22 protein-coding genes are annotated in these 25,484 nt (G+C 66.1%); 9 read left to right on the plus strand and 13 right to left on the minus strand.

Annotation, left to right across the window (positions count from 1 at the left end):
• Positions 1-72 precede the first annotated feature (72 nt).
• Positions 73-2,037: an OPT family oligopeptide transporter gene (locus AC5P5V_RS02550; protein ID WP_134968085.1), complete on the minus strand. Its 1,965-nt coding sequence runs from the start codon at positions 2,035-2,037 to the stop codon at positions 73-75.
• A 200-nt stretch (positions 2,038-2,237) separates the two neighbouring features.
• On the opposite strand from AC5P5V_RS02550, the gene AC5P5V_RS02555 reads away from it, so the two are divergent.
• Positions 2,238-3,386 carry an acetyltransferase domain-containing protein gene (locus tag AC5P5V_RS02555; protein WP_134968084.1) on the plus strand — a complete coding sequence of 383 codons (1,149 nt, stop codon included), beginning with the start codon at positions 2,238-2,240 and terminating at the stop codon, positions 3,384-3,386.
• Positions 3,387-3,465: 79 nt separating this feature from the next.
• Positions 3,466-5,220, plus strand: a complete 1,755-nt coding sequence (locus tag AC5P5V_RS02560; RefSeq protein ID WP_231352603.1) for a peptide MFS transporter — start codon at positions 3,466-3,468, stop codon at positions 5,218-5,220.
• 56 nt (positions 5,221-5,276) lie between these two features.
• On the opposite strand, the gene AC5P5V_RS02565 is transcribed toward AC5P5V_RS02560, so the two are convergent.
• Both AC5P5V_RS02565 and AC5P5V_RS02570 read right to left on the minus strand, forming a co-directional pair.
• Entirely contained in the window at positions 5,277-7,265 is a 1,989-nt protein-coding gene (locus tag AC5P5V_RS02565; RefSeq protein WP_061480393.1) for an alpha/beta hydrolase family protein, read from the minus strand.
• 163 nt (positions 7,266-7,428) lie between these two features.
• Positions 7,429-8,064 (minus strand): LysE/ArgO family amino acid transporter, encoded by a 636-nt coding sequence (locus AC5P5V_RS02570; protein WP_049422777.1) that lies wholly within the window; start codon positions 8,062-8,064, stop codon positions 7,429-7,431.
• Between the two features lie 138 nt (positions 8,065-8,202).
• On the opposite strand from AC5P5V_RS02570, the gene AC5P5V_RS02575 reads away from it, so the two are divergent.
• From AC5P5V_RS02575 to AC5P5V_RS02590, 4 genes are all read left to right on the plus strand, one after another.
• Positions 8,203-9,108: a LysR family transcriptional regulator ArgP gene (locus AC5P5V_RS02575; RefSeq protein ID WP_061480394.1), complete on the plus strand. Its 906-nt coding sequence runs from the start codon at positions 8,203-8,205 to the stop codon at positions 9,106-9,108.
• A gap of 170 nt (positions 9,109-9,278) precedes the next feature.
• Positions 9,279-9,725, plus strand: a complete 447-nt coding sequence (locus AC5P5V_RS02580; RefSeq protein ID WP_019336987.1) for a GNAT family N-acetyltransferase — start codon at positions 9,279-9,281, stop codon at positions 9,723-9,725.
• A gap of 193 nt (positions 9,726-9,918) precedes the next feature.
• On the plus strand, positions 9,919-11,607 hold the full coding sequence (mqo, locus tag AC5P5V_RS02585) for a malate dehydrogenase (quinone) (RefSeq protein ID WP_231352602.1): 1,689 nt from the start codon (positions 9,919-9,921) through the stop codon (positions 11,605-11,607).
• A 327-nt stretch (positions 11,608-11,934) separates the two neighbouring features.
• Entirely contained in the window at positions 11,935-14,142 is a 2,208-nt protein-coding gene (locus tag AC5P5V_RS02590; RefSeq protein ID WP_134968083.1) for a TonB-dependent siderophore receptor, read from the plus strand.
• 127 nt (positions 14,143-14,269) lie between these two features.
• Here AC5P5V_RS02590 and AC5P5V_RS02595 read toward each other — a convergent pair whose 3' ends face one another.
• Positions 14,270-14,590 carry a hypothetical protein gene (locus AC5P5V_RS02595; protein ID WP_061479173.1) on the minus strand — a complete coding sequence of 107 codons (321 nt, stop codon included), beginning with the start codon at positions 14,588-14,590 and terminating at the stop codon, positions 14,270-14,272.
• A gap of 442 nt (positions 14,591-15,032) precedes the next feature.
• Positions 15,033-15,464, minus strand: coding sequence for an SMI1/KNR4 family protein (locus AC5P5V_RS02600; RefSeq protein ID WP_229298514.1), 432 nt, complete (start codon positions 15,462-15,464; stop codon positions 15,033-15,035).
• 306 nt (positions 15,465-15,770) lie between these two features.
• Here AC5P5V_RS02600 and AC5P5V_RS02605 point away from each other — a divergent pair, with 306 nt between their 5' ends.
• Entirely contained in the window at positions 15,771-16,718 is a 948-nt protein-coding gene (locus AC5P5V_RS02605; protein WP_134968082.1) for a nucleoside hydrolase, read from the plus strand.
• 4 nt (positions 16,719-16,722) lie between these two features.
• Here AC5P5V_RS02605 and AC5P5V_RS02610 read toward each other — a convergent pair whose 3' ends face one another.
• From AC5P5V_RS02610 to AC5P5V_RS02640, 7 genes are all read right to left on the minus strand, one after another.
• Positions 16,723-17,982, minus strand: a complete 1,260-nt coding sequence (locus AC5P5V_RS02610) for an MFS transporter (RefSeq protein ID WP_134968081.1) — start codon at positions 17,980-17,982, stop codon at positions 16,723-16,725.
• Positions 17,979-18,482, minus strand: a complete 504-nt coding sequence (locus AC5P5V_RS02615; RefSeq protein ID WP_231352601.1) for a hypothetical protein — start codon at positions 18,480-18,482, stop codon at positions 17,979-17,981. The genes AC5P5V_RS02610 and AC5P5V_RS02615 overlap by 4 nt, the downstream gene beginning before the upstream one ends.
• Before the next feature lie 59 nt (positions 18,483-18,541).
• On the minus strand, positions 18,542-19,678 hold the full coding sequence (locus AC5P5V_RS02620; RefSeq protein ID WP_061479176.1) for a metallophosphoesterase: 1,137 nt from the start codon (positions 19,676-19,678) through the stop codon (positions 18,542-18,544).
• A gap of 133 nt (positions 19,679-19,811) precedes the next feature.
• The gene (locus AC5P5V_RS02625; protein ID WP_134968080.1) at positions 19,812-21,350 is read right to left on the minus strand and encodes a TerC family protein; all 1,539 of its coding nucleotides are present in this window, start codon (positions 21,348-21,350) and stop codon (positions 19,812-19,814) included.
• Between the two features lie 43 nt (positions 21,351-21,393).
• Positions 21,394-21,618, minus strand: a complete 225-nt coding sequence (locus AC5P5V_RS02630; protein ID WP_061479178.1) for a helix-turn-helix domain-containing protein — start codon at positions 21,616-21,618, stop codon at positions 21,394-21,396.
• On the minus strand, positions 21,618-22,085 hold the full coding sequence (locus tag AC5P5V_RS02635) for a DUF2975 domain-containing protein (protein ID WP_134968089.1): 468 nt from the start codon (positions 22,083-22,085) through the stop codon (positions 21,618-21,620). Before AC5P5V_RS02635 ends, AC5P5V_RS02630 begins: the two co-directional genes overlap by 1 nt.
• Before the next feature lie 204 nt (positions 22,086-22,289).
• Entirely contained in the window at positions 22,290-22,871 is a 582-nt protein-coding gene (locus tag AC5P5V_RS02640; RefSeq protein WP_061479179.1) for an NMCC_0638 family (lipo)protein, read from the minus strand.
• A gap of 128 nt (positions 22,872-22,999) precedes the next feature.
• On the opposite strand from AC5P5V_RS02640, the gene AC5P5V_RS02645 reads away from it, so the two are divergent.
• Together AC5P5V_RS02645 and AC5P5V_RS02650 are read left to right on the plus strand one after the other, a co-directional pair.
• The gene (locus tag AC5P5V_RS02645) at positions 23,000-23,311 is read left to right on the plus strand and encodes a metalloregulator ArsR/SmtB family transcription factor (protein WP_004147836.1); all 312 of its coding nucleotides are present in this window, start codon (positions 23,000-23,002) and stop codon (positions 23,309-23,311) included.
• A gap of 24 nt (positions 23,312-23,335) precedes the next feature.
• Positions 23,336-24,730: a DUF2867 domain-containing protein gene (locus AC5P5V_RS02650; protein ID WP_134968079.1), complete on the plus strand. Its 1,395-nt coding sequence runs from the start codon at positions 23,336-23,338 to the stop codon at positions 24,728-24,730.
• Positions 24,731-24,768: 38 nt separating this feature from the next.
• Here the strand turns inward: AC5P5V_RS02650 and AC5P5V_RS02655 are convergent, their stop codons facing one another.
• The gene (locus AC5P5V_RS02655; protein ID WP_134968078.1) at positions 24,769-25,200 is read right to left on the minus strand and encodes a pyridoxamine 5'-phosphate oxidase family protein; all 432 of its coding nucleotides are present in this window, start codon (positions 25,198-25,200) and stop codon (positions 24,769-24,771) included.
• Positions 25,201-25,484: the final 284 nt, after the last annotated feature.

Here is a 25,484-nt window from a genome sequence, read left to right on the forward strand (position 1 = left end):
GCCCTTGGAGGTTCCGTGGTTGCTGGCCAGCGGCCGGCACTACCCGTTGAACCCAGGGTCAGAGCCCGCCCCTTACGCCTTGGCGTACTTGCCGGTGCGGTAGATCAGCCAGCCGACCAGGAACAGCACGGCCAGGCCGATCCACTGTGCGCCCGGCAGGTGGAACGGCACCGCCAGCACGTCGGCACGGCTGCTGATCACGATCGGAATCGCGATGGCGATGCCCATCAGTGCCTCACCGGTGATCAGGCCGGCGGCAAACAGCACGCCCGGCTTGTGCACGCGGTCGCGGCCTTCTTCGTCATCGGCGCGCACCTTGTGGAAGCGCTCGACCAGATGGGCGATCAGGCCGCCGAGGAAGATCGGCACCATCAGTTCCAGCGGCAGGTAGATGCCGATGGCGGCGGCCAGCACCGGCACGCGGAAGCGCGCGTTGCGCGACTTCAGCCAGCTGTCGAAGGCGATGATGGCAGCACCGACCACAGCACCGATGCCGATGAAGGTCCACGGCAGTTCACCACCGAACAGGCCCTTGGCCACCGAGGCCATCAGGTTGGCCTGCGGCGCAGCCAGCGCGTTCGGGTGCAGCTCGGACTTCACGCCGATGCCGTAGGCAGTGGCCAGCAGGTTCAGTACCGGGGCCATGATCAGCGCGCACGAGAACGCACCGATGCCCAGCATCAGCTGCTGCTTCCACGGGGTGGCACCGACGATGTAACCGGCCTTGAGGTCCTGCAGGTTGTCACCACCGACCGCAGCGGCGCAGCACACCACCGCGCCGATCATGATCGCGGCCACCGCACCCAGCGGCGCACCGCCGGCACCGACCGGCTTGAGGCCGTCAGCGCCCAGCAGCACGACCAGCACGGCCGAGGCGAACAGGATGGTGGAGATGGTGATGCCCGAGACCGGGTTGTTGGACGAACCGATCAGGCCGGCCAGGTAGGCCGAGACCGAGACGAACAGGAAGCCGGCGACGATCATGATGAGGGTCATCGGGATCGACACGTGCCACTGGCCGACGATGGCCTGATACAGGGCCAGCAGCGGCAGCACGAACGCCACCAGGGCGACCAGCATCCACTTCATCGGCAGGTCGCGCTCGGTATGCGCCAGCACCGGGCCGCCACTCTTGCGGGCCGCGGCGAAGCCGCTCCTGACGCCGTTGAGCAGCGACTTGCGCAGCGAGATCAGGGTCCAGATGCCACCGATCAGCATCGCACCAACGCCCAGGTAGCGCATCTTCGCGCCCCAGATGGCGAACGCGGCCTCGGTGGAGGAAGCCGCGGCAACCGACGCGGCCAATGCCGGATCGGTGTTCATGAAGAACGCCTGGTAGATCGGAATGGCGATGTGCCAGGTCAGGATCGAGCCGGACACCACCACGATGCCGACGTTGAGGCCGACGATGTAGCCCACGCCCAGCAGTGCAGGCGACAGGTTGGTGCCGATGAAGGCGGTGACCTTGGAGCTGCCGACATAGGCCGAGGTGGCCCAGGCGTCCGGGATCAGGCGCATGCCGCTTTCCGCAGCCAGCTTGACGAAGGCGCCGATCACCGCCGACAGGCCGAGGATCTTCAGGCCCGGACCCGGGTTCTCACCGGCCTTGAGCACTTCCGCCGCCGCCTTGCCTTCCGGGAACGGCAGCGGGTCTTCAACGATCATCGAACGGCGCAGCGGCACCGAGAACAGCACGCCCAGCAGGCCGCCCAGGCCGGCGATGCCCAGCACCCACCAGTACTTGAAGTCCGGCCAGTAGCCCATGATCACCAGCGCGGGGATGGTGAAGATCACACCGGCGGCGATCGATGAACCGGCCGAGGCGCCGGTCTGCACGATGTTGTTTTCAAGGATGGAGCCACCGCCCAGCAGGCGCAGCACGCCCATGGAAATCACCGCGGCGGGAATGGCGGTGGCGATGGTCAGGCCTGCGAACAGGCCGAGGTAGGCGTTGGCGGCCGACAGCACCACCGCCAGCACGATGGCCAGGGCCACTGCGCGGAAGGTGAGCTGCTTGGGCGCAGCGTCGTGGTTCATGGAAGCCCCTGCTGGCAAAAAATCCCTTGCACGCTAGCGTTCAGGGCAGATCAAGTCCAGCGTGCCAAAGGATGGGGGCGTGCGCTGCAGCGCAACGGGCCAACACGTGGCCCGGCAATCGACCGACCCGGCAAAGTCCGGATGGGCGTATCGCAAATGATATGTTATATCTTAATGCTACCTTGTTCTTACTGCATCGCATGCCCCCTTCCCCCTCCCCTCGCCTGGCCTCCATCGACCAGCTGCGCGGCACCGTCATGTTGTTGATGCTGCTCGACCACGTGCGCGAGACCTTCTTCCTGCAGCACCAGGTGAGCGACCCGATGGATGCAGCGACAGTCTCTCCTGCGCTGTTCGCCTGCCGTCTGCTGGCCCACCTGTGCGCACCCGTGTTCGTCCTCTTGACCGGCCTGTCGGCCTGGCTGTACGGCCAGCGCCAGGCGGATCCGCGCCGGGCCACGGCCGCGTTCCTGCTCAAGCGCGGGCTGTTCCTGGTGGTGCTGGAACTGACCCTGGTGAACTTCGCCTGGACCTTCCAGCTGCCGCCGGACACGCTGTACCTGCAGGTGATCTGGGCCATCGGACTGAGCATGATCGCGCTGGCCGGCCTGCTGTGGCTGCCACGCCCGGCGCTGATGATGCTGGCAATCGCGGTGGTGGCCGGGCACAACCTGTTCGACGGCATGCGGGTGCAAGGCAATGGCCTGCTGGCGGTGCTGTGGAAAGTGCTGCATCAGCGCGACTGGATCGAGACTGGCGCGCTGCGCCTGCGTACCTCCTATCCGGTGCTGCCGTGGATCGGGGTGATCGCACTGGGTTATCTGATGGGGCCCTGGTTCGCCCGCGAGCGCGCGCCGGAGCAGCGCCAGCGCTGGCTGCTGTGGACAGGCGTCGGCGCGCTGGCCCTGTTCGCATTGCTGCGGTTCGCCAACCAGTACGGGGACGCCCCCTGGTCGTACCAGACCACTACGCTACGCACGTGGTTGAGCATCTTCAATGTCACCAAATACCCGCCGTCCTTGCAGTTCCTGCTGCTGACCTTGGGGGTGGGAATGTTGCTGCTGCGGCTGTACGAATGGCCGCCGCTGGCGCGGGCACTGCAGCCGCTGGCCGATATCGGCGCTGCGCCGATGTTCTTCTACCTGCTGCACCTGTATGTGCTGAAGGGGCTGTACCTGGGCGCGCTGGCAATCTGGGGCCCGACACACGGTGACCTGTACGCGCTGGATTCGGTCGCCGGCCTGCTGCTGGTGGCCTGTGTGCTGGCGGTGGTGCTGTACCCGCCGACGCGGGCCTTCGCGCGGTTCAAAGCGCGAAGGCGCGATCTGCGGTGGTTGCGATACCTGTGATCGCCCAGGCCAGCCCGGCAATCCACGCATGGCGTGGATCTAATGAAAGCGGATCAGGCCACAAGCCTATAATTCCGCGATGAATTCCACCGCTATCGCTTCCGACGATTTCCTGGGCCATCCCAAGGGCGTCTACGTCTGCTTCTTCACTGAAATGTGGGAGCGCTTCTCCTTCTACGGCATGAAGGCGCTGCTGCTGCTGTACCTGACCAAGTACCACCTGTTCGGCGACAAGGCCGGCCTGGACCTGCTCGGTGCCTATGGCGGCCTGGTGTACTGCATCCCGGTGTTCGGTGGCATGCTGGCCGACCGCTGGCTGGGCATGCGCCGGGCAGTGCTGTTCGGCGGCATCCTGCTGGTGCTCGGCCACCTCGGCATGGCCTTCGAGGGCCACGCCGCGTACCGGGTGAACGGCGAAGTGGTGCGCGACACCTCCGCACTGGCGGTGACCTACCTGTCCCTGGCGCTGATCATCATGGGCGTCGGCTTCCTGAAGCCGAACATCTCCACCATCGTCGGCAAGCTGTACGCCAAGGACGACCCCCGTCGCGACTCGGGCTTCTCGCTGTTCTACGCCGGCATCAACCTCGGCGCGCTGTTCTCTTCGCTGGTGTGTGGCTTCCTCGGTGAGGCCTATGGCTGGAAGTATGGGTTCGGTGCTGCCGGCATCGGCATGCTGGCCGGCCTGGCGATGTTCCTGTGGGGCCAGAAGTACCTGCAGGGCCATGCCGAACCGCCGCAGCCGGCCGCGCTGAAGCAGAAGGTGCTGGGACTGCCGCGCGAATGGCTGATCTACCTGTGCGCGGTGCTGGGTGTGCTGCCGGTCGCCTGGCTGATGTGGGCTGCCGGCAACGGCGCGTTCGCGCTGGGCGGAGAAATCAGCCTGGCGCTGATGCTGATGCTGGTGGTGCTGGGCGGCGTGCTGGTCTGGTTCGCCTGGTTCACCGGCACGAAATGCACGCCGGTGCAGCGCCAGCAGATGATCGCGCTGATGGTTCTGATCTTCCTGGCGCTGGTGTTCTTCACCATGTACGAGCAGTCCTACGGCTCGTGGGTGACCTTCACCGACCGCCTGTTGACCAAGGACATCGTGCCCTCGCTGGTGATCACCGGCGGCACGCCGCTGCCGTGGTCGATCCTCTCGCTGCTGCTGGCACCGCTGGGCTTCGTGATCAGCGCGCGGCTGTCCGAGCGCCGCCCGGGCTCGTCTGCACCGCGCACGTTCTTCGCCGCCATCGTCGTGCTGATGCTGGTGCTGCTGGTGCGCGACTGCCTGGTGATCCCGCAGACCGCCGGCTCGCTCACCTATCTCGGCGGCCTGTTCCTGGTGCTGCTGGCGCCGGTCTTCGCCGCGCTGTGGACGTGGATGGACCGCCGCGGCTGGGAGCCGGGCAAGCCGGTGAAGTCGGCCTGGGGCCTGGTGATCGGCGCACTGTCGTTCTTGCCGCTGGCACTGGCGGCGCAGCAGGTGGGCGCCACGGGCGAGATGGCCAGCGTGTGGTGGCTGGTGCTGGCCTACTTCCTGCTCGCCAGCGGCGAGATGTGCCTGTCGCCGGTCGGCCTGTCGGCAGTGACACAGCTGGCCGTGCCGCGGGTGATGAGCCTGATGATGGGCACCTGGTTCCTGGCCACCGCATTCTCGGAGACGCTGGCCGCGCTGTTCGGCAAGCTGGCCGCGATCGAGGTGCCGGAAGGCGAATCGCTGGACATGGTGGCCGCAGCCGGCGCCTATGCGCACCTGTTCTGGCTGCTGATGTGGATCGGCCTGGGTTGCGCACTGGCGGCCTTCATCGCCGCACCGCTGCTGAAGAAGATGATGCACGGGGTGAAGTAAACCCCGCGCTTGCGGAAAACCAGGGCGGCGGAACGTTCATCCGCCGCCCTGTCAGCTCAGGGCGCCTTGTCCTTGCCGGTCGCGGGCGCGGCCGTCGCGGTCTTGCCACCCAGGCTGCGCGCCAGGAAGGCCAGCAACTTGTCGTAGTACTCGCTGCGATGGGCCTCGGTGTAGAAGCCGTGGCCTTCGGTCTTGTAGTACAGGCTTTCCACCGGCGTGCCGGCGCGCTTGAGCGCCGCTTCCATGCGCTCGGTGTGCTGGATCGGCGCGCGCTTGTCTTCGCCACCGGCGGCCAGGAACACCGGCACCTTGATCCGTTCGGCCAGGTTCACCGGCGACACCGCACCCAGCTTGGCCGGATCCCCCAGCCATTCGCGCAGATAGGTCACGCCTGAACCCCGGTCCTGGATGTCGCCGCGGGTGTACATCATCGGCAGGTCGTAGACCCCGACATAGCCCGCCGCGCACTGATACAACCCGGGTTCGCGGGCGGCACCCATCATCGCCGAGTAGGCCCCGTAGCTGGCGCCGTAGATGCAGATGCGACGGCCGTCGGCGATGCCTTCGCTGATTGCCCAGCGGGTGGCATCGGTGACATCGTCCTGCATTGCCGCGCCCCACTGCTGCGCACCGGCCTGGGTGTGCGCCCGGCCGTAGTTGCCCGAACCACGGAAGTTGACCTGCAGCACGGCATAACCGGCCGCGGCCAGCATCTGCGTTTCGCGGTCGTACTGGCCGGAATCGAAGATGTCGAACGGGCCGCCATGCGGCATCACCACCATCGGCAGGTTGCGCCCGTCGCTGCCGGCCGGCAGGGTCAGGAAGCCATGCAGCGGCAGGCCGTCGCGCGCCTTCAGTGCAATCGGCTTCACGCTGGCACTACGGTCCACGTCGATCCAGTCGCTGCGGCTGATCAGGTGATCGGCCTTGCGCGCCACCGTGTCGTACACGTAGAAATCGCCCGGGTTCGAGCCCGACCAGGTTTCCACCAGCACGACACGGCCATCGCGGGTGCTGGAGGTGATGTAGACGGGCCCTCCGAAGGCGGCTTCCAGGCTGCGGTACAGGCGCGCCTCCGGCGACTTCTCGTCGAAGAACCGGGTACGCGGCGTATCGCCCAGATACAGCGCGCCCACCGGCACGTGGGTGCCGGGCCGATGGATGATGCGATACGGATTGACCACCTCGTCGCGCAGCAGCGTGGCACGCTCGCCGGTCTGCGGATTCCAGCTGACGATCGCATCCGGGCCCTGGGCCTGCTCGACGTTGAGGTAGGCCAGGCTGTCATCGGCCGAGAAGCCGAGGGCGGTTTCGATGCGCTTGCTGACCGCCTCATCGTTGATCAGCTTCCAGGTGTCGCCGCTGCGTTCGCGGAAATACAGCTTGTTGATGTTGTCGCTGCCCGAGCCGTGCACGAAGCGGACCTCGCCGGCGCCATCGGTGGTGAATTCGCCGCGCCGTACCGGCGAAGATGCCACCCGCGCACGGCGGCCGGTGGTCACATCCATGCGATCGACGCGGGTGAACGGATCCTCGGCCAGCGGCCATACGGTCACCAGCACGTTGCGCTCGTCGCCCGGCAGGTCGTCGGCCAGGAAGGCGGCGACCGCCTCGACCTTCTTCGGCTGGATGCGGGTTCCCGGGCCGTTGCTCTCCACGCGGTAGCCCACCAGCAGTTCGCCGCGATTGCCGTTGGCATCGATGGCGTAGAGTTCGCCGGTGGGATTGGGCTGGTCGAGCGAGCCCCACTTCTGGGCCAGGCCGATCAACAGGCGCTCGTTGCTGACCCAGTCGAATTCCTGCGCGTGGTTGCGGCTGGGTGGCCGGAAACTGCCGACCATCTGCTTGTCCTTCAACCGCAGCACGGCGATCGCGGTGGCGTCCTCCATCGGCACCGTCGCCGCCACGTACTCGCCCCCCGGCGAGATCTTGATATCGGTGAAGGTCTCCCGGCGCAGGTACTGCGTCAGGTCCACCGCCCCCGCGCTGCCTGCGGCAACGCCCCCGATGACGGCCAGTGCGGCCGCCAGAATCGTCTTGTGCATCCTTCCCCTGCTCCTCTGGACACCTTGTCCTGGTGGCCGATTCTAGGCAGGGCCATGCCTTTCCCGCCAGAGCCGGAAAAGACGACGGCACCGTTGCCGGTGCCGTCGTTGCCACTACCTTGGAGAGAGAGTCAGGACGTGGGTTCGGGGGGCGTGCGCCGGGTCAGTGGACCCCGCGCACCGCCAACATGAGGGCCAGGATGCTGAGGATCACGGCGATGGTGCCGTCGAGCACGCGCCAGGTGCCGGGCTTGGTGAACAGCGGCGCCAGCAGGCGGGCCCCGAGGCCCTGCGCGGTCAGCCACAGGCAGCTGGCGGTGACCACACCGGCGGCGAAGGCCATGCGGGCGTTGCCGAAGTTCTCGGCGATCGAGCCGATCACCATCATGTCCAGCCAGAAGTGCGGATTGATCAGCGAGAAGCCGACCGCGGCCATCAGCACCGCGCGGCGGCTGCCGTCGTCGCTGTCAGCCTCGCCCATGCCACCGCCACCCGCGATCGCACGGCGTGCCGACTTCATCGCATACCAGGCCAGGAAGGCCACGCCGGTCCACAGCACGGCGCTGGTCAGCCACGGCAGCGCCGAGGTGAGCGTGCGCAGGCCGGCCACGCTGGCGAAGATGAAGATGGCATCGATGGCCGCGCAGGTGGCGACCACCGGCACGATGTGCTTGCGCAGGATGCCCTGGCGCAGAATGAAGGCGCTCTGGGCGCCGACCACGGCGAACAGGCCGATGCCGGTGGCTGCACCAGAGAACCAGGCACCGAGGCCGGTGCTGGCGGAGATGACCGAGAACATGGGATTCACTGCCTTGTATTGCTTGGGGGGACGGTGCCTCGCGAAGGCGGACAGCACCGGAACGGGCGCCATTGTCGCGCCGCAACATGAAAAAGACGAGCTAAACTTCCTAAATCAACATTAGCGGAGCTTAATTCGATGCGTATCGACCATGCCCAGCTGCGCGCCCTGGCCGCGGTGATCCGCGAAGGCAGCTTCGACCGCGCCGCACAGTCGTTGAATGTCACGCCCTCGGCCATCTCGCAGCGGGTCAAGGCACTGGAGGACCGGATCGGCCGCCTGCTGGTCAAGCGCGGCACGCCGGCCACCGCCACCGCCGAGGGGCAGCTGCTGGTGCAGCTGGCCGAGCAGACCGCCCTGCTCGAACACGATGCGCTGCACCGGATGGGCCTGGCCGATGAGGATCTGCCCCAGGCCAGCATCCCGGTGGCGGTGAACCACGACAGCCTGGAAACCTGGTTTCCGCAGGCGGCCCACCAGTTCGCGCAGAGCACCGGCACCACCTTGGACCTGCGTGTGGAAGACCAGGACCACACGGTGGAGCTGCTGCGCCAGGGCACGGTGCTGGGCGCAGTGACCACCCTGGACGAGCCGGTGCAGGGCTGCCAGATCCATGCGCTGGGCAGCATCCGCTATGCAGCGACCTGCACCCCCGAATTCCGCGAACGCCACTTCGCCAAGGGCGTGACCGCGCAGGCGCTGGCGCAAGCCCCGGTGCTGGTGTTCAACCGCAAGGACGAAATGCAGTCGCGCTTCGCCCGACGCATGGCCGGCGACGACCTGCCCAGCACCGCACCGACCTGGTGGATTCCCTCCACCCGGGCCTTCGTGCAGGCCAACCTCGGCGGACTGGGCTGGACCATGAACCCGCTGCCGCTGGTCAAGCGCCACCTGGACGCGGGCCGCCTGGTCTACGTGCGCCAGCGCGCGTGGGAAGACGTGCCGCTGTACTGGCAGCATTGGAAGGGCGACGTGCAGACCATGGCCCTGCTGACCCGCGCGGTGCTGGATGCCTCCTCCGCGCTGGTCCGGCGCAAGCGCTGAAAAGGGGACGGAGGGGATTAAGTCGTTCAAGACCCAAACGACATATCGGGCAAAGACGACTTAATCCCCTCCGTCCCCTTTTTTGCTCCATCCAATCTCCACGAAACCTCCACACCGGGTCCATGCGTGATGCGGATACTGGTCGGCCGATCACTGCAAGGATGCCCTGCATGCCTGTATTCGTCCGCGATGCGCGCCCCGAAGATGCCGCCGCCTGCATCGACCTGCGCGGGCGCACCCGCGAGAACGCCTTCAGTGCCGCCCAACTGGCGGAACTGGGCATCACCGAGGACAGCTGGGCGGCCGGCATCGCCCAAGGCGATTCGATCGGCCGCGTCGCCTGGGAGGGCGAGCGCATGGCCGGTTACTGCTTCGCCGACCGCGACAGCGGCGAGGTGCTGGTGCTGGCCCTGCTGCCGGACTACGAAGGCCGCGGCATCGGCCGCCAACTGCTGCAGGACGTGGTGAGCCTGACCCGCGATGCCGGCCACCGGCGGCTGTTCCTGGCCTGCTCGGCCGACCCGCGATCGCGCTCGCACGGCTTCTACCGCCGCCTGGGCTGGCGCCCGACCGGCGAGATCGACGACGCCGGAGACGAGATTCTGGAGCTGGTCTGATTGAAGGCGTCGCCAGGCATGACCTGGCGCTATGGGTGACGGGGCCGCGAAAGGTCGGATGCTGCGTTGCATCAAAAAAGGACCGGAACCGGTTAGAATCGCGCCAGGATGTTGCAAGGCGTTGTTTCTTCACGCCCTTTCCCTGCCCCACGCGCATCCTGACCCCTTCCCCTCCGCCAACGATCCCGCCCCCATGAAGAAATTTGGCAAGGCTCTTCTCGCCCTGCTCGTGCTGCTGTTGCTGGCCGCCGCGCTGTTCCTGTACTGGCCGCTGACCCAGCGCTCGGTGCCCGCCGCCAGCAACGACAAGCCCGTCGATGTTGTGCTGGTCGGCGCCGGCATCATGAGCATTACCCTGGCCACCTACCTGCAGGAACTGCAGCCGGACTGGAACATCCAGGTCTACGAACGCCTCGACGGCGTCGCCGGTGAAAGCTCCGACGGCTGGAACAACGCCGGCACCGGCCATTCGGCGTTCGCCGAACTGAACTACACCCCGGAACTGCCCGATGGCAGCATCGAGACCAAGCGCGCGGTCGGCATCGCCGAATCGTTCGAGGTCTCGCGCCAGTTCTGGTCGCACCAGGTCAAGCAAGGCCGGCTGAGCCAGCCCAGCGACTTCATCAACCCGACGCCGCACATGAGCTTCGTCTGGGGCGATGACAACATCGCCTACCTGCACAAGCGCCAGCAGGCGCTGGTGAAGAACCCGCTGTTCTACGGCATGCAGTACTCGGAAGATCCGGCACAGATCAAGCAGTGGGCGCCGCTGCTGATGGAAGGCCGCGACCCGAAGCAGAAGGTGGCCGCGACCTGGATGCCGCTGGGCACCGACGTCAATTTCGGCGTGATCACCCGCCAGCTGACCGCCGGCCTGCAGCGCAACCCGAACTTCAGCCTGCACCTGAACCATGAAGTGACCGCGCTGCGGCAGAACGCCGACAAGAGCTGGAACGTGACGGTGAAGGATCTCAAGGCCGGCACCGAAACCACCACCCACACCCGCTTCGTCTTCATCGGTGCCGGCGGCGCCGCGCTGAAGCTGCTGCAGATGTCCGGCATTCCGGAGTCGAAGGACTATGCCGGCTTCCCGGTCGGTGGCCAGTTCCTCGCCTTCCAGGGCCAGGACGTGACCTCGCGCCATGGCGTGAAAGCCTACGGCATGGCCGAAACCGGTTCGCCGCCGATGTCGGTGCCGCATCTGGACGCGCGCAAGCTGGATGGCAAGCCGGTGGTCCTGTTCGGGCCGTTCGCGCTGTACAGCACCAAGTTCCTCAAGCACGGCTCGTGGTGGGACCTGTATTCCTCGGTGACCCACAACAACGTTGGCCCGATGCTGGAAGTGGGCAAGGACAACCTGGACCTGGTGCAGTACCTGATGGGCCAGGCGCGCCTGAACGATGCCGACCGCCAGGCCGAACTGGTCAAGTACTTCCCCAATGCCAAGCCGGGTGACTGGAAGCTGGTGACCGCCGGCCAGCGCGTGCAGATCATCAAGCGTGACCCGCTGAAGGGCCCGGTGCTGCAGTTCGGTACCGAGATCGTGACCGACAAGGACCACACCCTCGCCGCCCTGCTCGGCGCCTCGCCGGGTGCGTCGACCTCGCCGCCGATCATGCTGGACCTGATGGCCAAGGCCTTCCCGGAGCAGATGAAGGCCGGCTGGGAAACCCGCCTGCGCGAGATCGTGCCGTCGTATGGGCGCAAGCTCAACGACAGCCCCGCGCTGGTGAACGAGATCCGTACGCTGACCAGCCAGACCCTGCACCTGCCGTACCTGGAAGTGCCGGTGGATGCCAACGCGGCGGTGCCTGCACCGGCCGCAATTCCGGCTCCGGTCAAGGAAAAGCGCAACGCCAACGAGGAACTGCAGGCGCTGTAAGCCCGCGCCTTCCTTCGATGCAGACGGACGGCCACCTTCGGGTGGCCGTTCGTTTTTGGGGCGGCTCCCTGCTGTAGAGCCGAGCCCATGCTCGGCTCCAGCCAAAAGCAGCCGAGCATGGGCTCGGCTCTACAGAAGGCGATGCCTGGTGCCGGAAAGCCGATGCACGATGACGCGAATTGTAATGTTGTTAAGAATTATTTACATTTGCACCCCGCGCAGTGACCTCGCGCCTTAGCAGACGGACCTGACCGTGCCCGAAGCCGCCGCCCCGGGTGCTGGACGACTGTTGCCGCCCTTCCCCCGTTTCCAAGCTTCGAGCCCACCATGTCCACGCCTCTCCGTAACCGCCTGCCCCGCCGCGCGCTGCTGCCGGCTGCCCTGCTTTCGTCGTTGACCCTGCTGGCCGCGCCCAGCGTGTTCGCCGCCACAGATGGCGCTGCCGACGCCAAGACCCTGGACCGTGTCAGTGTGCGTGCCGAGCAGTCCGCTCCGCCATCCAGCACCACCCGCCTGCCGATCACGCTGCAGGAAACCCCGCAGTCGGCCACCGCGATCAGCCTGCAGCGCCTGCAGGACGAATCACTGTTCAGCATCAACGATGTGATGCGCAACGTGACCGGCGTCAGCGTGTCCTTCTATGACACGCAGCGCCCGCTGTACTACGCGCGTGGCTTCGCCATCACCGACTTCCAGGTCGACGGCATTCCCACCTACAGCGGCTCCACCAACCAGGAATACGACACCGCCTTCTACGACCGCATCGAAGTGATCCGCGGTGCCAACGGCCTGCTCAGCGGCGCCGGCGTGCCGTCGGCCACGGTCAACCTGCTGCGCAAGCGCCCCGGCAAGGAATTCGACGCGTCGTTCGCGGTCAGTGCCGGCAGCTGGGACTACCGCCGGATGGAAGCCGACGTCACCGCGCCGCTGACCGCCGACGGCCGCTTCCGCAGCCGCGTGGTCGCCGCCTACACCGACCGCGGGCTGTACTACGACCGTTACGACGAGAACAAGATGGCCGGCATGGCGGTGCTGGAAGGCGATGTCACCGACAGCACCACGCTCGCCCTCGGCTACCAGACCCAGGACAACAACCCGACCGGCTCCACCTGGGGCACGGTGCCGTTCTTCGACAACCAGGGCAACTTCGCCCACCTGCCGCGTTCGACCAACCTGTCGCCGAAGTGGAGCTACTGGAAGCGCGAGAGCAACACCGCGTTCGCCAACCTGGAACAGCGCTTCGGCGACAACTGGCTGCTGAAGATCAACACCGCCTACACCCGTGGCAACGTGCAGAACGTGCGCCTGTACGGCACCGGCAACCCAGACCCGGTGACCGGCTCGGGCATCTACCTGCGTGCCGCCGCCGGTGATTCCAAGGACACCCGCCGCAATGTCGATGCCTACCTGTCCGGCAGCTTCGACCTGTTCGGCCGCGAGCACGACCTCACCGTTGGCGCGCAGTGGTCGGACCTGGAAGGGACCACGAACACCGTGGCGCTGAACTTCCCGGGCGACTGGGCAACGTGTGTCAGCGCCACGGGTGCACGCGAGCGCTGCTACTACATCCCCAACGTATACAGCTGGAACGGCGACATCTCCGAGGTGACCTACCGCCGCACCGGCGCGCGCCGCGTGGCCAAGACCACGCAGAGTGGCGTCTATCTGGCCACCCGCCTGCACCTGGCCGATCCGCTGTCGCTGATCGCCGGTGCACGCCTGAGCCGCTGGGAAACCCTCACCCGCTCCTACAACGCCGCCGGCGCCTATACCGGCACCAGCGGTGCGTACAAGGTGAGTGATGAAGTCACTCCGTACGTGGGCCTGGTCTACGAGATCACCCCAAACGTGTCGGCCTATGCCAGCTACACCGAGATCTTCAATCCGCAGAACTACAAGGACCGCAACGAGAACCTGCTGGCGCCGGTGCAGGGCTCGAACCTGGAAGCGGGCCTCAAGACGCAGTGGTTCGATGGCCGCCTGACCGCAAATGCCGCTGTGTTCGAGGCCAAGCAGGACAACTACGCGGTGCGTGACATGGGCGTGCCGGAGGGTTCGCTTAGCGACGGCAGCTCGGCCTACATCGGCGTCAACGGCACCAAGGCGCGTGGCTGGGAGATGGATATCAACGGCGAAATCCTGCCGGGCTGGACGGTCAATGCCGGCTACACCCACGTCAAGGTCATCCGCGCCGCCACCGACCTGCTGTACGCCAACCCGCCCAAGGACCTGCTGCAGCTCAACACGCAACTGCAGCTGCGCGGTGCGCTGGAACGCCTGAGCATCGGCGGTGGCCTGCAGTGGCAGAGCAAGGTGCAGGGCTACAACATCGCCTACCCGCTGGGCGGCACGGTGACGGTGAACCAGCCGGCGTATTCGCTGGTGCAGTTCAACGCCAACTACCGCATCAGCGACAACTGGACCGCGACGCTGAGCGTGCGCAACGCGCTGGACAAGACCTACTGGGCCAACCTGGACTACAACAACTTCGGCGAGCCGCGCTTCGTGTCGGCCAGCCTGCGCTGGAAGTTCTGAGGCAGGCAGGGGTTGCCGGGCTGTGCCCGGCACCTTGTAGCGTCGAGCCATGCTCGACTGCTTCTCGATCAGGCGTCGCGGCTTTGGAACGAAGGGCAGTCGAGCATGGCTCGACGCTACAGAGACCTCAATCGCCGCAGCTGCCGCCGTCCCCCCCACCGCCATCACTGCTGCAGTCGGAGCTGCTGTGGCTGTGATGGCTGTGGCTGTCACCTGAGTAGCCACCTGAGCTGTCGTAGCTTGCGCCGCCATCCCCCCGGCTGCCCGAGCCATCGGCCGTGGCCACCGCCAGGCACAGGATGGCGCCGACCAGCGGCAGCAGCCAGACCAGCAGCAGCTGCACCGTGCGACCGCCCGCCGACACCTCTTCGCGCCCCAGCACCACGAAGGTGGCGACGACGTTCAAGCCCAATACCAGGGCGACCAGGACCAGGGTTACCACCAGCATGGAGCAGCTCCTTGAGCAGGGGGGCATACCTACCGCGACTGATCCATTGGTTGCAGCGCGGCTTTTCCATCGAATTTCCGTTCGAATAAATATTCTGCGAGGCTATCGATAAATGTTGACCAGGCATTTTAGTCAGACCTGCAGGAATTCTACAAACCATCTTGCGCGAGCCGGACATCCTCCGGTTCGCTTAGCAATTCAAGGTGTCTTATATAGCAGCTGACCGCTCCCGACCTACTCCTTCTACACCTTTCTATCTCCATCTACTTCGGCCCATCACGCAGACTTCTGACAATCCTATTCCAGTAGCGCACAGCCTCAAAATGCTGCTCTCTCGTCAACCAGGCTTTGTTCTCAGGGCTGACCGGATCACCACCAACGATAACGGGTCTAAGCTCGAACAGCTCCATGCCTTTAGGGCGTGCGTGCTTATCCAGGCCAATCATTCTCGCTCTGCCAATTGCGCAAATAAATCCGGAAGGTCGGCCGCTACCAAGATGGCGTATTGACGATCCATGCCTATAAAAGGAATCATTACTACCGGCATAGCGACATCCCACATATCGAATCCATACGCTTCTCCTCCCCCGCTGGAGCCGAACAAAAATATACCGGGCGCATCCGTCTCGACTTCATATTCACGATTGAAATCAACCAGCTCTTCTGCCCTCCAAAAAATGATGTAGTTATCGCCGATGAATCCTTCGCCACCGTCGTGAGTCTTAAGGAATTCAAGGTAGCTCTTAGGGAGTGCCGTTCTCAATTCTTCTGGCAGGCTATCAATGGCCGAAAGTTGAGCTGGACCATTGAGCTGTCCTTCTGTTAGTTGATATTTCATCGCTATTTTCCTGAAACTCTCTGCAATTGTTTCCACCAAGGAGACACCTCCTGCCAATGAGCCAGGTGCGCTCTTCAAATACGGAAGTGCTGCCGTTCTCTGCATAGTAGGTGTCGGCAATGCAAAGTGGCACAGGCTCGTCATCGATGAAGATGGTTCGGAGTCTGGCAGGACAGCTCTCAAACGGTTCGAGTCGATACCCTACCTTGAAGGCGATGATATGCCCCCACCGGCGCCCCGGTTCGCCCTGCCCGTCATGAAGATGGGACAATGCAGGGCGCGCCGGCCTGCTTCCAGGCCGCCGGCGCCCCTCGCACCACACGGAAGAAGAAGAACAACAACATGCTGAAAGTCATTTTCGATACCGACCCGGGCGTCGACGACGCCCTGGCCCTGCTGTACCTGCACAAGCACGCCCAGATCGACCTGATCGGTGTCACCACCACCTTCGGCAATGCCTCGGTGGAGTCGACCACGCACAACGCGCTGTACCTGAAGCAGGCCTGGGGCTTCGCCGCCCCGGTCGCGCGCGGTGCCGATGGCCCGCTGCAGCCGGAAGCCACCCCGGAAGCCTGGCCGGTGCACATCCACGGCCACAACGGCCTGGGCAACCACCCGGTGCCGGCCAGCCTGGACGTGACCGCCGATGCCCGCCCGGCCCATCAGCTGATCATCGATCTGGTCCGCGCCCATCCGGGCGAAGTGACTCTGGTCGCGGTCGGCCGCATGACCAACCTGGCCCTGGCCCTGCAGCAGGCCCCGGACATCGCCGGCCTGGTACGCGGCGTGGTGATCATGGGCGGCGCCTTCCACGTCAACGGCAACATCACCCCGGCCGCCGAGGCCAACATCTGGGGCGATGCCGAAGCGGCCGACGTGGTGTTCACCGCCAGCTGGCCGGTCACCGCGATCGGCCTGGACGTGACCACCCGCGTGGAAATGGACCGTGACGGCCTGGATAAGCTGGCCGCCATCGGCGGTGCCGACGCCGAGCTGGTCCGTGCGCTGTCGCAGGATTACGTCGACTTCTACCTGCAGGCCGGCCACAAGGGCATGGTCGTGCACGACTGCTGCGCATGCATCGCGCTGACCCGCCCGGAACTGTTCCAGTTCGAGCGCGCCAGCGTGCGTGTGGCCACCGACGGCGTTGCCCGCGGCATGACCATTCCCAAGCCGGAAGGCCTGGCATTCGGCCCCAGCGTGTGGGACGGCCACGTGGTGCAGTCGATTGCCATCGGTGTGGATGCGGCCGCGGTACTGGCCGACATCGAGCAGACCCTGAAGGTCTGACCGTCTAGCGCTTGGCCCTGCCCGGGACCGTCTCGGGCAGGGTCCACAGCACCGGCAGCACCAGCACCGCCACCAGTGCGATCATCGCGCCCGGCGCCGCCGCCCAGCCGCTGCGCTCCACCCACCATTGCGCCAGCCACGGCGTTGCGCCGCCGAAGAAGGCAGTGGCCATGGTTACCCCCAGTGCGAGACCGCTGACCCGGCCTTCGCCTGGGAACTGCTCAGCCGTGGCCGGGGCGGCCACCGCGCTTACACCGCCGGCCACGCAGGCCAGCAGCACCGCAGCCAGCACGATGCCCAGCGCCGTCGCCTGTGCCATCCACGCAAACAGGGACAGCGGCAGCAGCGCTGCCAGCACGGTCAGGCCCAACAACACCGGCCGTCGTCCGACCCGGTCCGACAATGCGCCACACAGGGGCGTGATCGCAATCACTGCCACCGCCGCGATCGTCGACAGCCACAGTGCGTCACCCTCATCGTGGCCCTGCGCGTGCAGGAATGCAGGCACATAGGTGATGCCCACGTAGTAGGTGATCGATCCCAGCGCCGAAATCGCGAACGTGCGCGCCACCGCCAACGGATGATGCTGCAGCACATGCCGCAGCGGTGTGGCGGGAATGCTGCCTTCGCGGCGCTGGCGCTCGAACTCCGGCGACTCGTGCATGCCCGAACGCGCAATCAGGATCACCTGCGCAAGCGCAGCGCCGACGAGGAACGGAATCCGCCAGCCCCAGCTGTCCAGCTGCGGTGTGGGCAGCAGCGCGACGGTAAGTGCAGAGATCGCCACCGCCAGCAGTGCGCCCACTTCGCTGGCCGCCGAAGCCAACGACGTAACCAGGCCGCGTCGGCGCGCCGGTGCGCTTTCCAGCAGGTACGCCACCACGCCGGTATATTCGCCGCCCACCGAGAACGCCATCACGCAGCGCAGCACCAGCAGCAGCACGCCGGCCGTGGCGCCTGCGGTGGCCGCGGTCGGCAGCAGCGCGGTGGCCAGCATTGCCGCTGCCATCAACGCCATCGACGCAAGCAACATCCATCGCCGGCCGAGCCGGTCACCCAGGTGACCAAAGCACAGCGCGCCCAGCGGACGCATAAGGTAGGACACGGCGAATCCGGCCAAGGTGACCAGCAGCGCCTGCTCGCCACCGCCGAAGAACACCCGCGACAGCACCGTGGCGAAGTACAGGTACAGGGTGAAGTCGTACCACTCCACCACCGTGGACAGGCCGGCCACCCACATCGAGCGCTGTCGCGCCACAGTCATTGCGTATTCGCCTTCAACAGCCTCGATCCCGGTTGGGCAGGTTCGGCGCAGCGTGGCATGGACGGGGTGAAATACCGGTCATCGGCTATCGGCTGCCTGCATGTACTGGGCTTCATGGCCGCTGAAGCGCTCACCGTCAAAGCCGAAGCAGAAGCGTCCTTGCTCGAACGCGCGGTAGACCAGCAGCGCACCGTCGAGGCAGAACTGCTGCTGATCCACGCCTGTTTCCAGCGTCCCGTAGCCAGCGCAACATCCAGCGTATCGGGATCGTGTTCGGCAAGTTGCTTCAGTGCGTTGGCGTAGCCACCCGGAAACGCGAGCCGTTCGTAGTGCTGGTGGAACGCCGCGCAGGCCTGGGTGTGCAGCAGCTTGCGTTCCGGGTCACGCCAGCGCAACGCAGCACTCTCCCGGATGGCCCGCGGCAACCGGTTGATCTCATCCGCATTGGCTCGGATCAGGCGTTCCATCAGGGCACGGGGATGGGCCTTCGTGCCTTCCATGTGGTTTGTCAGGGGTCAGTTCCCTTTCCCTGCGGGAACGGGATCTGCCCCACTTCAGGTCACGGCGCGCGGCGCAATGTCACCAGGGTGATCTCCGACGGCACGCCGATGCGTGCCGGGAAACCGGCCCAGAGACCCGCACCATTGCTCACGTAAAGGGTCATCCCGTCCACGTCGTAGCGGCCGGAGACGAAGCCACCATTGGCCCGCCTCACCAGTTGGTCCATGCCGATGATCTGCCCACCGTGAGTGTGCCCGGACAATTGCAGCTTCACGCCGCGCGCCGCCGCCTCTCGCGCGTTGCGCGGGCGGTGGTCAAGCAGGATCACCGGCGCAGAGGGATCGGCGCCGGCCAAGGCGGCGTCCAGATCCGGCAGCGGCAGGCCGTAGCGTGCGGCCACCGGATCGGTGACCCCGGCAATGGTCAGCGCTGCATCACCGCGTCGTACCTGCAGGTGGCTGTTCTCCAGCACCTGCATGTGCAGCGCACGGAACGCCTGCATCCATGCCTGGTACTGCGCGTAATACTCGTGGTTGCCGGTAATGGCGACGACACCGTCCGGCGCCCGCAGATCAGCCAGAGGACGCGCGTCGTCACGACGGGCCTCCACACTGCCGTCGATCAGATCGCCGGTGATCACGATCAGATCCGGCGCCAATGCGTTGCTCTCATCCACCACCCTGCGCACCCAGTCGCCGGTCAGCAGGCGGCTGGCATGGATGTCGGTCAGCTGCAGCACGCGATAGCCGTCGAACGCCGCTGGCAGCCCGGCAACGCTCACCTCGATCTGCCGGGGCTGGGGCACTGCCATGCCCTGGCTGACACCATAACCACTGACCAGCAGGGCCAGCACGCCGGCCGCCGGCCGCAAGCGCCGCGTGCGCAATGCGGCTACCGCACGTGGCCAGCGCAGCAGGCGGGACGCGAGCAGGCCCACATCCATCGCCAGCATCAGCAACGCCAACAGCAACACCGCCGTGGAGCCGGTGGCCAGCGTGGCGATGGCCAGCTTCGGGATTTCCGGCGACGCCATGGTGCCCCAGAAGGTGGCGACGATACGCAGCTGCACGGCTACGCCCACCAGCAGCAGCGACAGCACGACCTTCAGCCAAGTGGACATGCGCAGTGGCCAGAACAGGCGCCAGGCCACATACAGGCCCATCAACAAACCGATCGTACTCAGCACTGCAACCATCCAGAAGGGGAAACGAGCCCGCCATGGTGAAGGTTGCGGGAGATGTTGTGTAGAGCCGAGCCTGCGCTCGGCTGCTCGGGACGCAGTCGAGCACGGCTCGACTCTACAGAAAGCCAGTAGAGCAGGCCCGACTCTACGGATGGCCCAGGCGCTGCACCCGCAGGCGGGCGATACGGCGTTTTTCCATCGCCAGCACGGTGATGCGCACGCCCGCCACCTCCACCGCATCGCCGATGTCCGGCAGCCGGCCCAGCTGCTCGAGCACCAGCCCGGAGATGGTCATGTAGTCGGCACTGCGTGGCAGCGATACGCCGGTCAGCCGCTGCAGGTCGTCCAGAGTCAGTGCACCGTCGGCCTCCCACTGCTCCTCGCCCTGCGCGACCACGCCATAGCGCTCGTCCTGGGTATCGACCAGATCGCCGGCAATCGCCGCCAGCAGATCGTTGGCGGTCACCAGGCCCTCCACGCTGCCGTACTCATCCACCGCCACTGCCAGCGGTACCGGATGCTGGCGGATCAGTTCCAGCGCCTGCAGCGCACTGGCGCTGGACAGCACGTACTGCGGCTCGCGCAGGTTGCCTTCCAGCTGCAGCGGCCTGCCCTGCAGCAGGTCGGCCAGCAGATCGCGGCTCTGCACCACGCCACGCAGGCTGTCCAGGTCACCCTCACCCACCAGCAGGCGGGTGTGCGGCGACGCCACCAGGCGCGCCACGACGTCCTCCTGCCCACGCGCCAGGTCGATCCACTGCACATCGGCGCGCACGGTCATTACGCTCGACACCGGCCGGTCGGCCAGGCCCAGCACGCTGCGGATCATTTCGTGTTCGGCCGGCTGCAGGCGCTCTTCGGCGTCCACCTGCGCGTCCAGGCCTTCATCGTCGTGGCCATTGGCCGGGCGCGCGCCGAGCATGCGCAGCACCGCATCAGCGGTGCGCTGCCGGAACGGCTGGCGACGCTCGTTGCGCTCACGGTTGAAACGCACCCACTGGTTGAAGGCTTCCACCAGGATCGAGAAGGCGATCGCCGCGTACAGGTAGCCCTTCGGGATCTTGTAGCCCAGGCCCTCGGCCACCAGGCTGAAACCGATCATCAGCAGGAAGCCCAGGCACAGCACCACCACGGTGGGATGCTTGTTGACGAAGCGGGTCAACGGCTTGCTCGCCAGCAACATCAGCGCCATCGCGATGGTCACGGCGGCATACATCACGCCCAGGTTGTCGACCATGCCGACCGCGGTGATCACCGAATCCAGCGAGAACACCGCATCGAGCACCACGATCTGCGCCACCACCATGGCGAAGCTGGCGTAGACCTTCTTGCCATCTTCGTGGTGCGCGCGGCCTTCCAGCCGTTCGTGCAGCTCCATGGTGCCCTTGAACAGCAGGAACAGGCCACCGCCCAGCAGGATCAGGTCACGCCCGGAAAAGCTGTGCTCGAACAGCGTAAGCAGCGGCTCGGTCAGTTTCATGATCCAGGCCAGCGCCGCCAGCAGCACCAGCCGCATCAGCAGGGCCAGTGCCAGGCCGATCACCCGCGCGCGGTCGCGCTGGTGTGGCGGAAGCTTGTCGGCAAGGATCGCGATGAACACCAGGTTGTCGATGCCGAGCACGATCTCAAGCACGACCAGGGTTGCAAGGCCCATCCATATCGAGGGGTCAGCCAACCATTCCATTTCAGGTCCGTTTCGTCAGTAGGTAAGGGAGAAGAACAAACACTCAGTCTGCGTCCTGCGTGTGCGACGGGTCGTACCCGAGCAGGTCGCCAGGCGTGCATTGCAGCTCCCGGCAGATCGCATCCAGCGTGGAAAAGCGGATGGCGCGCGCCTTGCCGGTCTTCAGGATCGACAGGTTCGCCAGGGTGATGTCAATGCGCCCGGCCAGCTCGGACAGGGTCATGCCCCGTTCCTGCAGCACGCGGTCCAGGGTGATGACGATTGCCATCAGATGACACCGTCGAGGTCATCGCGCATCGCCGCGCCCACGGCGAAGACGCGTGCCAGCACGAACAGCATCATCACCGCCACCAGCCCGGTGATCGACATGCCGCCGCCCACCTCCATCCAGGTGAAGTCCGGGCCCATCCAGGCCGCGTAGGCGCCGATCAGGATCGACAGCAGCTCCATCGCCAGCATCAGCCACGCCATCCGTTGCAGTCGCTGCGCATTGGCGTGGGTGAACGGCCTTTCGCGCGCCGCCGATTTCAGCAGCCGCAGCAGATGGCGCAGGAACAGCAGGCACAGCACAAGCAGCGCGACGATCGCAGCCAGCCCCAGGCAGAAGTGCAGGAACAGAGCGTTGCCGTGTGCAGCAGCGGCAGCGGCATCGTGGACGCTGTCGAGCAGCCAGCGACGGTCGTGCGCGACCAGCGGCACGGCCAGCAGTGCGGCCAGGATGCCCAGCCAGCACATCGCCCGGACGGCTTGGACGGCGGCCTGGGCCAGGGTGAACAAGCCTCGCGCGGGTCTGGCGCTGGCGGGACGAGCGGTCAAGCGGCCTCCGGCATTGGGGCGGCCTCGCCGCCCCAGGGTGGATTTATCGATAAACGATATATCACAACCTGCATGAAAGGCTGAATCGCGGGCATGGGCAGCCTGCGCGGCGCGGGGCCAGCGTTATTGGCTGGGTGCAGCCTGCTCCAGCATCGCTTCGCCCGGCGTCACCGAGGCCATCGCCTGCACGCCGGCCTCGGCCGCCTGCCGCGTGACCAGCCGGAAACGCACCTGCAGCTTGGCCTGCCCGGGCGTGGCCCAGCCGTACTGGATCGCCACCTGGTCCGCCGACAACGGCCCACGGCCTGGCAGCGAGCGCGCCTGCAACGGCGTTGGCGCCGCCTGCACCAACCGGGCAAAGCCCTTCTGCACGACCGCCGCGTCGGCCTTTTCGGCGTAGACCGTGCACGTGCCATCGTCAGCCCAGCTGACCGCATAGCGGCCGCTGGCCAGAGGCACCATCCAGGCCACGCCCGACTGCCCCTGCAGCAACGTTGCCGCCTCGGCAGGCTGCAGCGGTGACAGCCCGTTGGATTCCATCAACGACTGCAACCGCGCCGGCGCGCCGATGTGCTGCATGCAGGCGGTATCGAACAAGTCACTGAAAGGGTCCTGCGCCTGTGCGCTGGCCTTGGGTGAACGTGCAGGCTGCGCCGCCGCCAGGGCAGGCAGCAGGGCCAGGATCAGCCAGGAGGCAGGGCGCATTGGAACTCCACGGTACGGAAAACAGCAGGGAGGATGGCAAAGCCCTGGCGCGGCGCGCAATGGTCATGGCTTGACAGCAGGCTTGGGCGGGAAGATTATCAATTAACGAATTAGTTAATTAGCTCGCCATGGACCGTATCTTCGAAGCCCTCGCCTCCACCGCCCGCCGGCAGATCCTGGCCTATCTCAGCGCCGGTGAGCTCAGCGCGGGTGAATTGGCCGAGCGCTTCGATTTCAGCAAACCGGCACTGTCCAGCCACCTGCGCATCCTTGAGGAAGCCGGCCTGATCGAACGGGAGAAGCGCGGCCAGTTCGTGTACTTCCGGCAGGTGCCCGACCGCCTGGCCAACACGTTGTTCTCGTGGGCGGCCGAAGTCTGTCCGGTCGGTGGCCCGCTGAAGCGCGAAGCACGCGCCCGCCGCAAGTCCCCTGCCCGCTAAGCCACTCCGCCGAGGAGCATGACCATGCCTGGTTCGACCCGCGACCGCCGTTCGTTTCCAGGCGTACAGCTTCCGGCACTGGAGGGTGGCAGCCCGACCGAAGTCACCCTGATCGCGCAGCTCGGCATCGGTGCCGGTGACGCGCTGGTGAGTGACGCCGGCCAGCGTCAGCGCCACCACCCGGCGTTCATCGATGCGTTGGATGAACCTTCGGCGCGACTGGGTGGCATGCACCTGCAGCACGGGGATGCCTCCTCGCTGTACAGCTTCACCGTCGGTGCCGGTGGCCACCCGTTTCATCGCCATGCAGGCCCGCGCATGTTCACCGCCATCGCCGGCAGCGCGGGAGCCGAGCTGCGTTTCGCCACCGTCTCCGACACGCAGCTGGCAGCAGATCCCGGTGCCTTCGCGCGCACGCTTCGGCGCATCCGCATCCCACCGGACTGCCTTTTTACCGTGCGCTTCGGCGGCGGCACCTGGCACCAGTTCGCGTCGAACCATCCTGCACATCCGGCGCTGTTCGCGCTGTCCTGCCACAGCAATGAACTGGCCGGCTCGATGAGCGAGCAGGCGCGTGCACAGGTGGAGCGCAATGCTGCCGATATCCCCAGCCTGACCGAGGTGCTTCCGGAATCGCACTGGCCTTCGGGCACCTCGCTTGCGGCGGCACCGCTGTTGCGACTGTCGCTGCAGGCGGCGCCTCCCAGCCTGTGCGCACACCTGTGCGCGCGTACCCGTGCCCTGCTCGGCCCGCTGCGCCGCATCCCCGTGCGGCCGCTGCGCGGGTTCGTCGAACGCGCCACACCGGCCTATCCCATCCATTCGCGGCCCGCCGCCACCGATGGCCTGCTGCCCACAGCGCTACCGCACAGCCACTACCAGGACCTGACCACCCTGTGCCTGGAACCCTCGCAGGTGATCCACCGTTCCGCATCGGCACTGCTGGCCGATGTACTGGACGGCTTCCTGCGCAATCCACCCAGCGGCGTAGGCTATCTGATGGCGCTGCGAAACCGACTGGTGGCACCGTTGCGGTTGCGCACGTCGCCGCTGGGATGCCCGGTGTCGTCACTGCTGTCTACCGATCACAGCCGGTTGTTCGCTGGTCGATTTCCGGTGCTGGATTCGCACATCGATACGCAGGACAACGACGCCGAAGTCCTGCTCGGCGCCGACGATCGGCACCTGCGTTTCCGCAGCAGCGTGCGCGTGCAGCGGCGTAGCAATGGACATGTCGAGGTCAGCCTGGGCTCACGCGTGCAGACCCTCAATGCGTTCGGCGGCATGTACATGGCACTGATCGACGTCGGGCACCGGCGCTATGTCGCGCCGGCACTGCTGCGTCGTGCGGTGGAGCACGCCTTGGCACCGGACCTGGCCAATCTTGGGGATTCGGCAGCACACCCTACGCACTGCTGACCCTGGAACGCGATGCGCCGGGCGCTGAGCGGTTCCGGTTAGATCACGATTTCGCCCTCGTCCTCGCCATCCCAGTAGTGGATACGGCTGGCGCGCACATGGATCAGTACCAGTCCCGGTGTATCCACTCCCTGTTCGAACCACCGTTCCAGGTCCTTCACCCAGTGCTCGCGCATCGTGGCCCGATCGCGCACCAGCGCCGCCCTTCCCTGCACGTGCACGAACAGCGGCGGCTTGCCCAGCAGCGATTTGCTGCCGGAGAAACCCAGTGCGACGGTGGGGTCAGCCTCGATCTCGCGCACCATGTCGGTGTCTTCCATGGTGAAGAACCAGCTGTCACCGTCATAGTCCACGTCACCGTTGTTGCTCATGGGGCGACCGGCAATTTCTCCACTGGCGTGGGTCTGCAGCATCGTGAAATCGATGCCGGCCATTTTCTTGGCAAGTTCTGGGAGGGTGAGCTCGGTCACGGCGCGGTCCTTGATCGGAGGGACGCCCAGCGTCTGCGCAGAGCGGTGACCGGAAAGTGGATGAGCACTTGCGGCCTCTTCACGGGAAACGAGATACGGCGCATGGTCCGGGCGTGACGCACTCCACACCGCCATGCTTACGTTAAAAGCAGATAGAGGAACGCCCCTGCGGAGCACCACACCCAGCTAACAGGGGCGTGCCCGAGAATCGCGCAACCCCGTGGCACGACCGGCATGGCAGCCGGCGTGCACGCGGCGACTCCTCCCCAACCGCATGGCCTCCA

This window comes from Stenotrophomonas sp. YJH_SMC_130, from assembly GCF_059369035.1.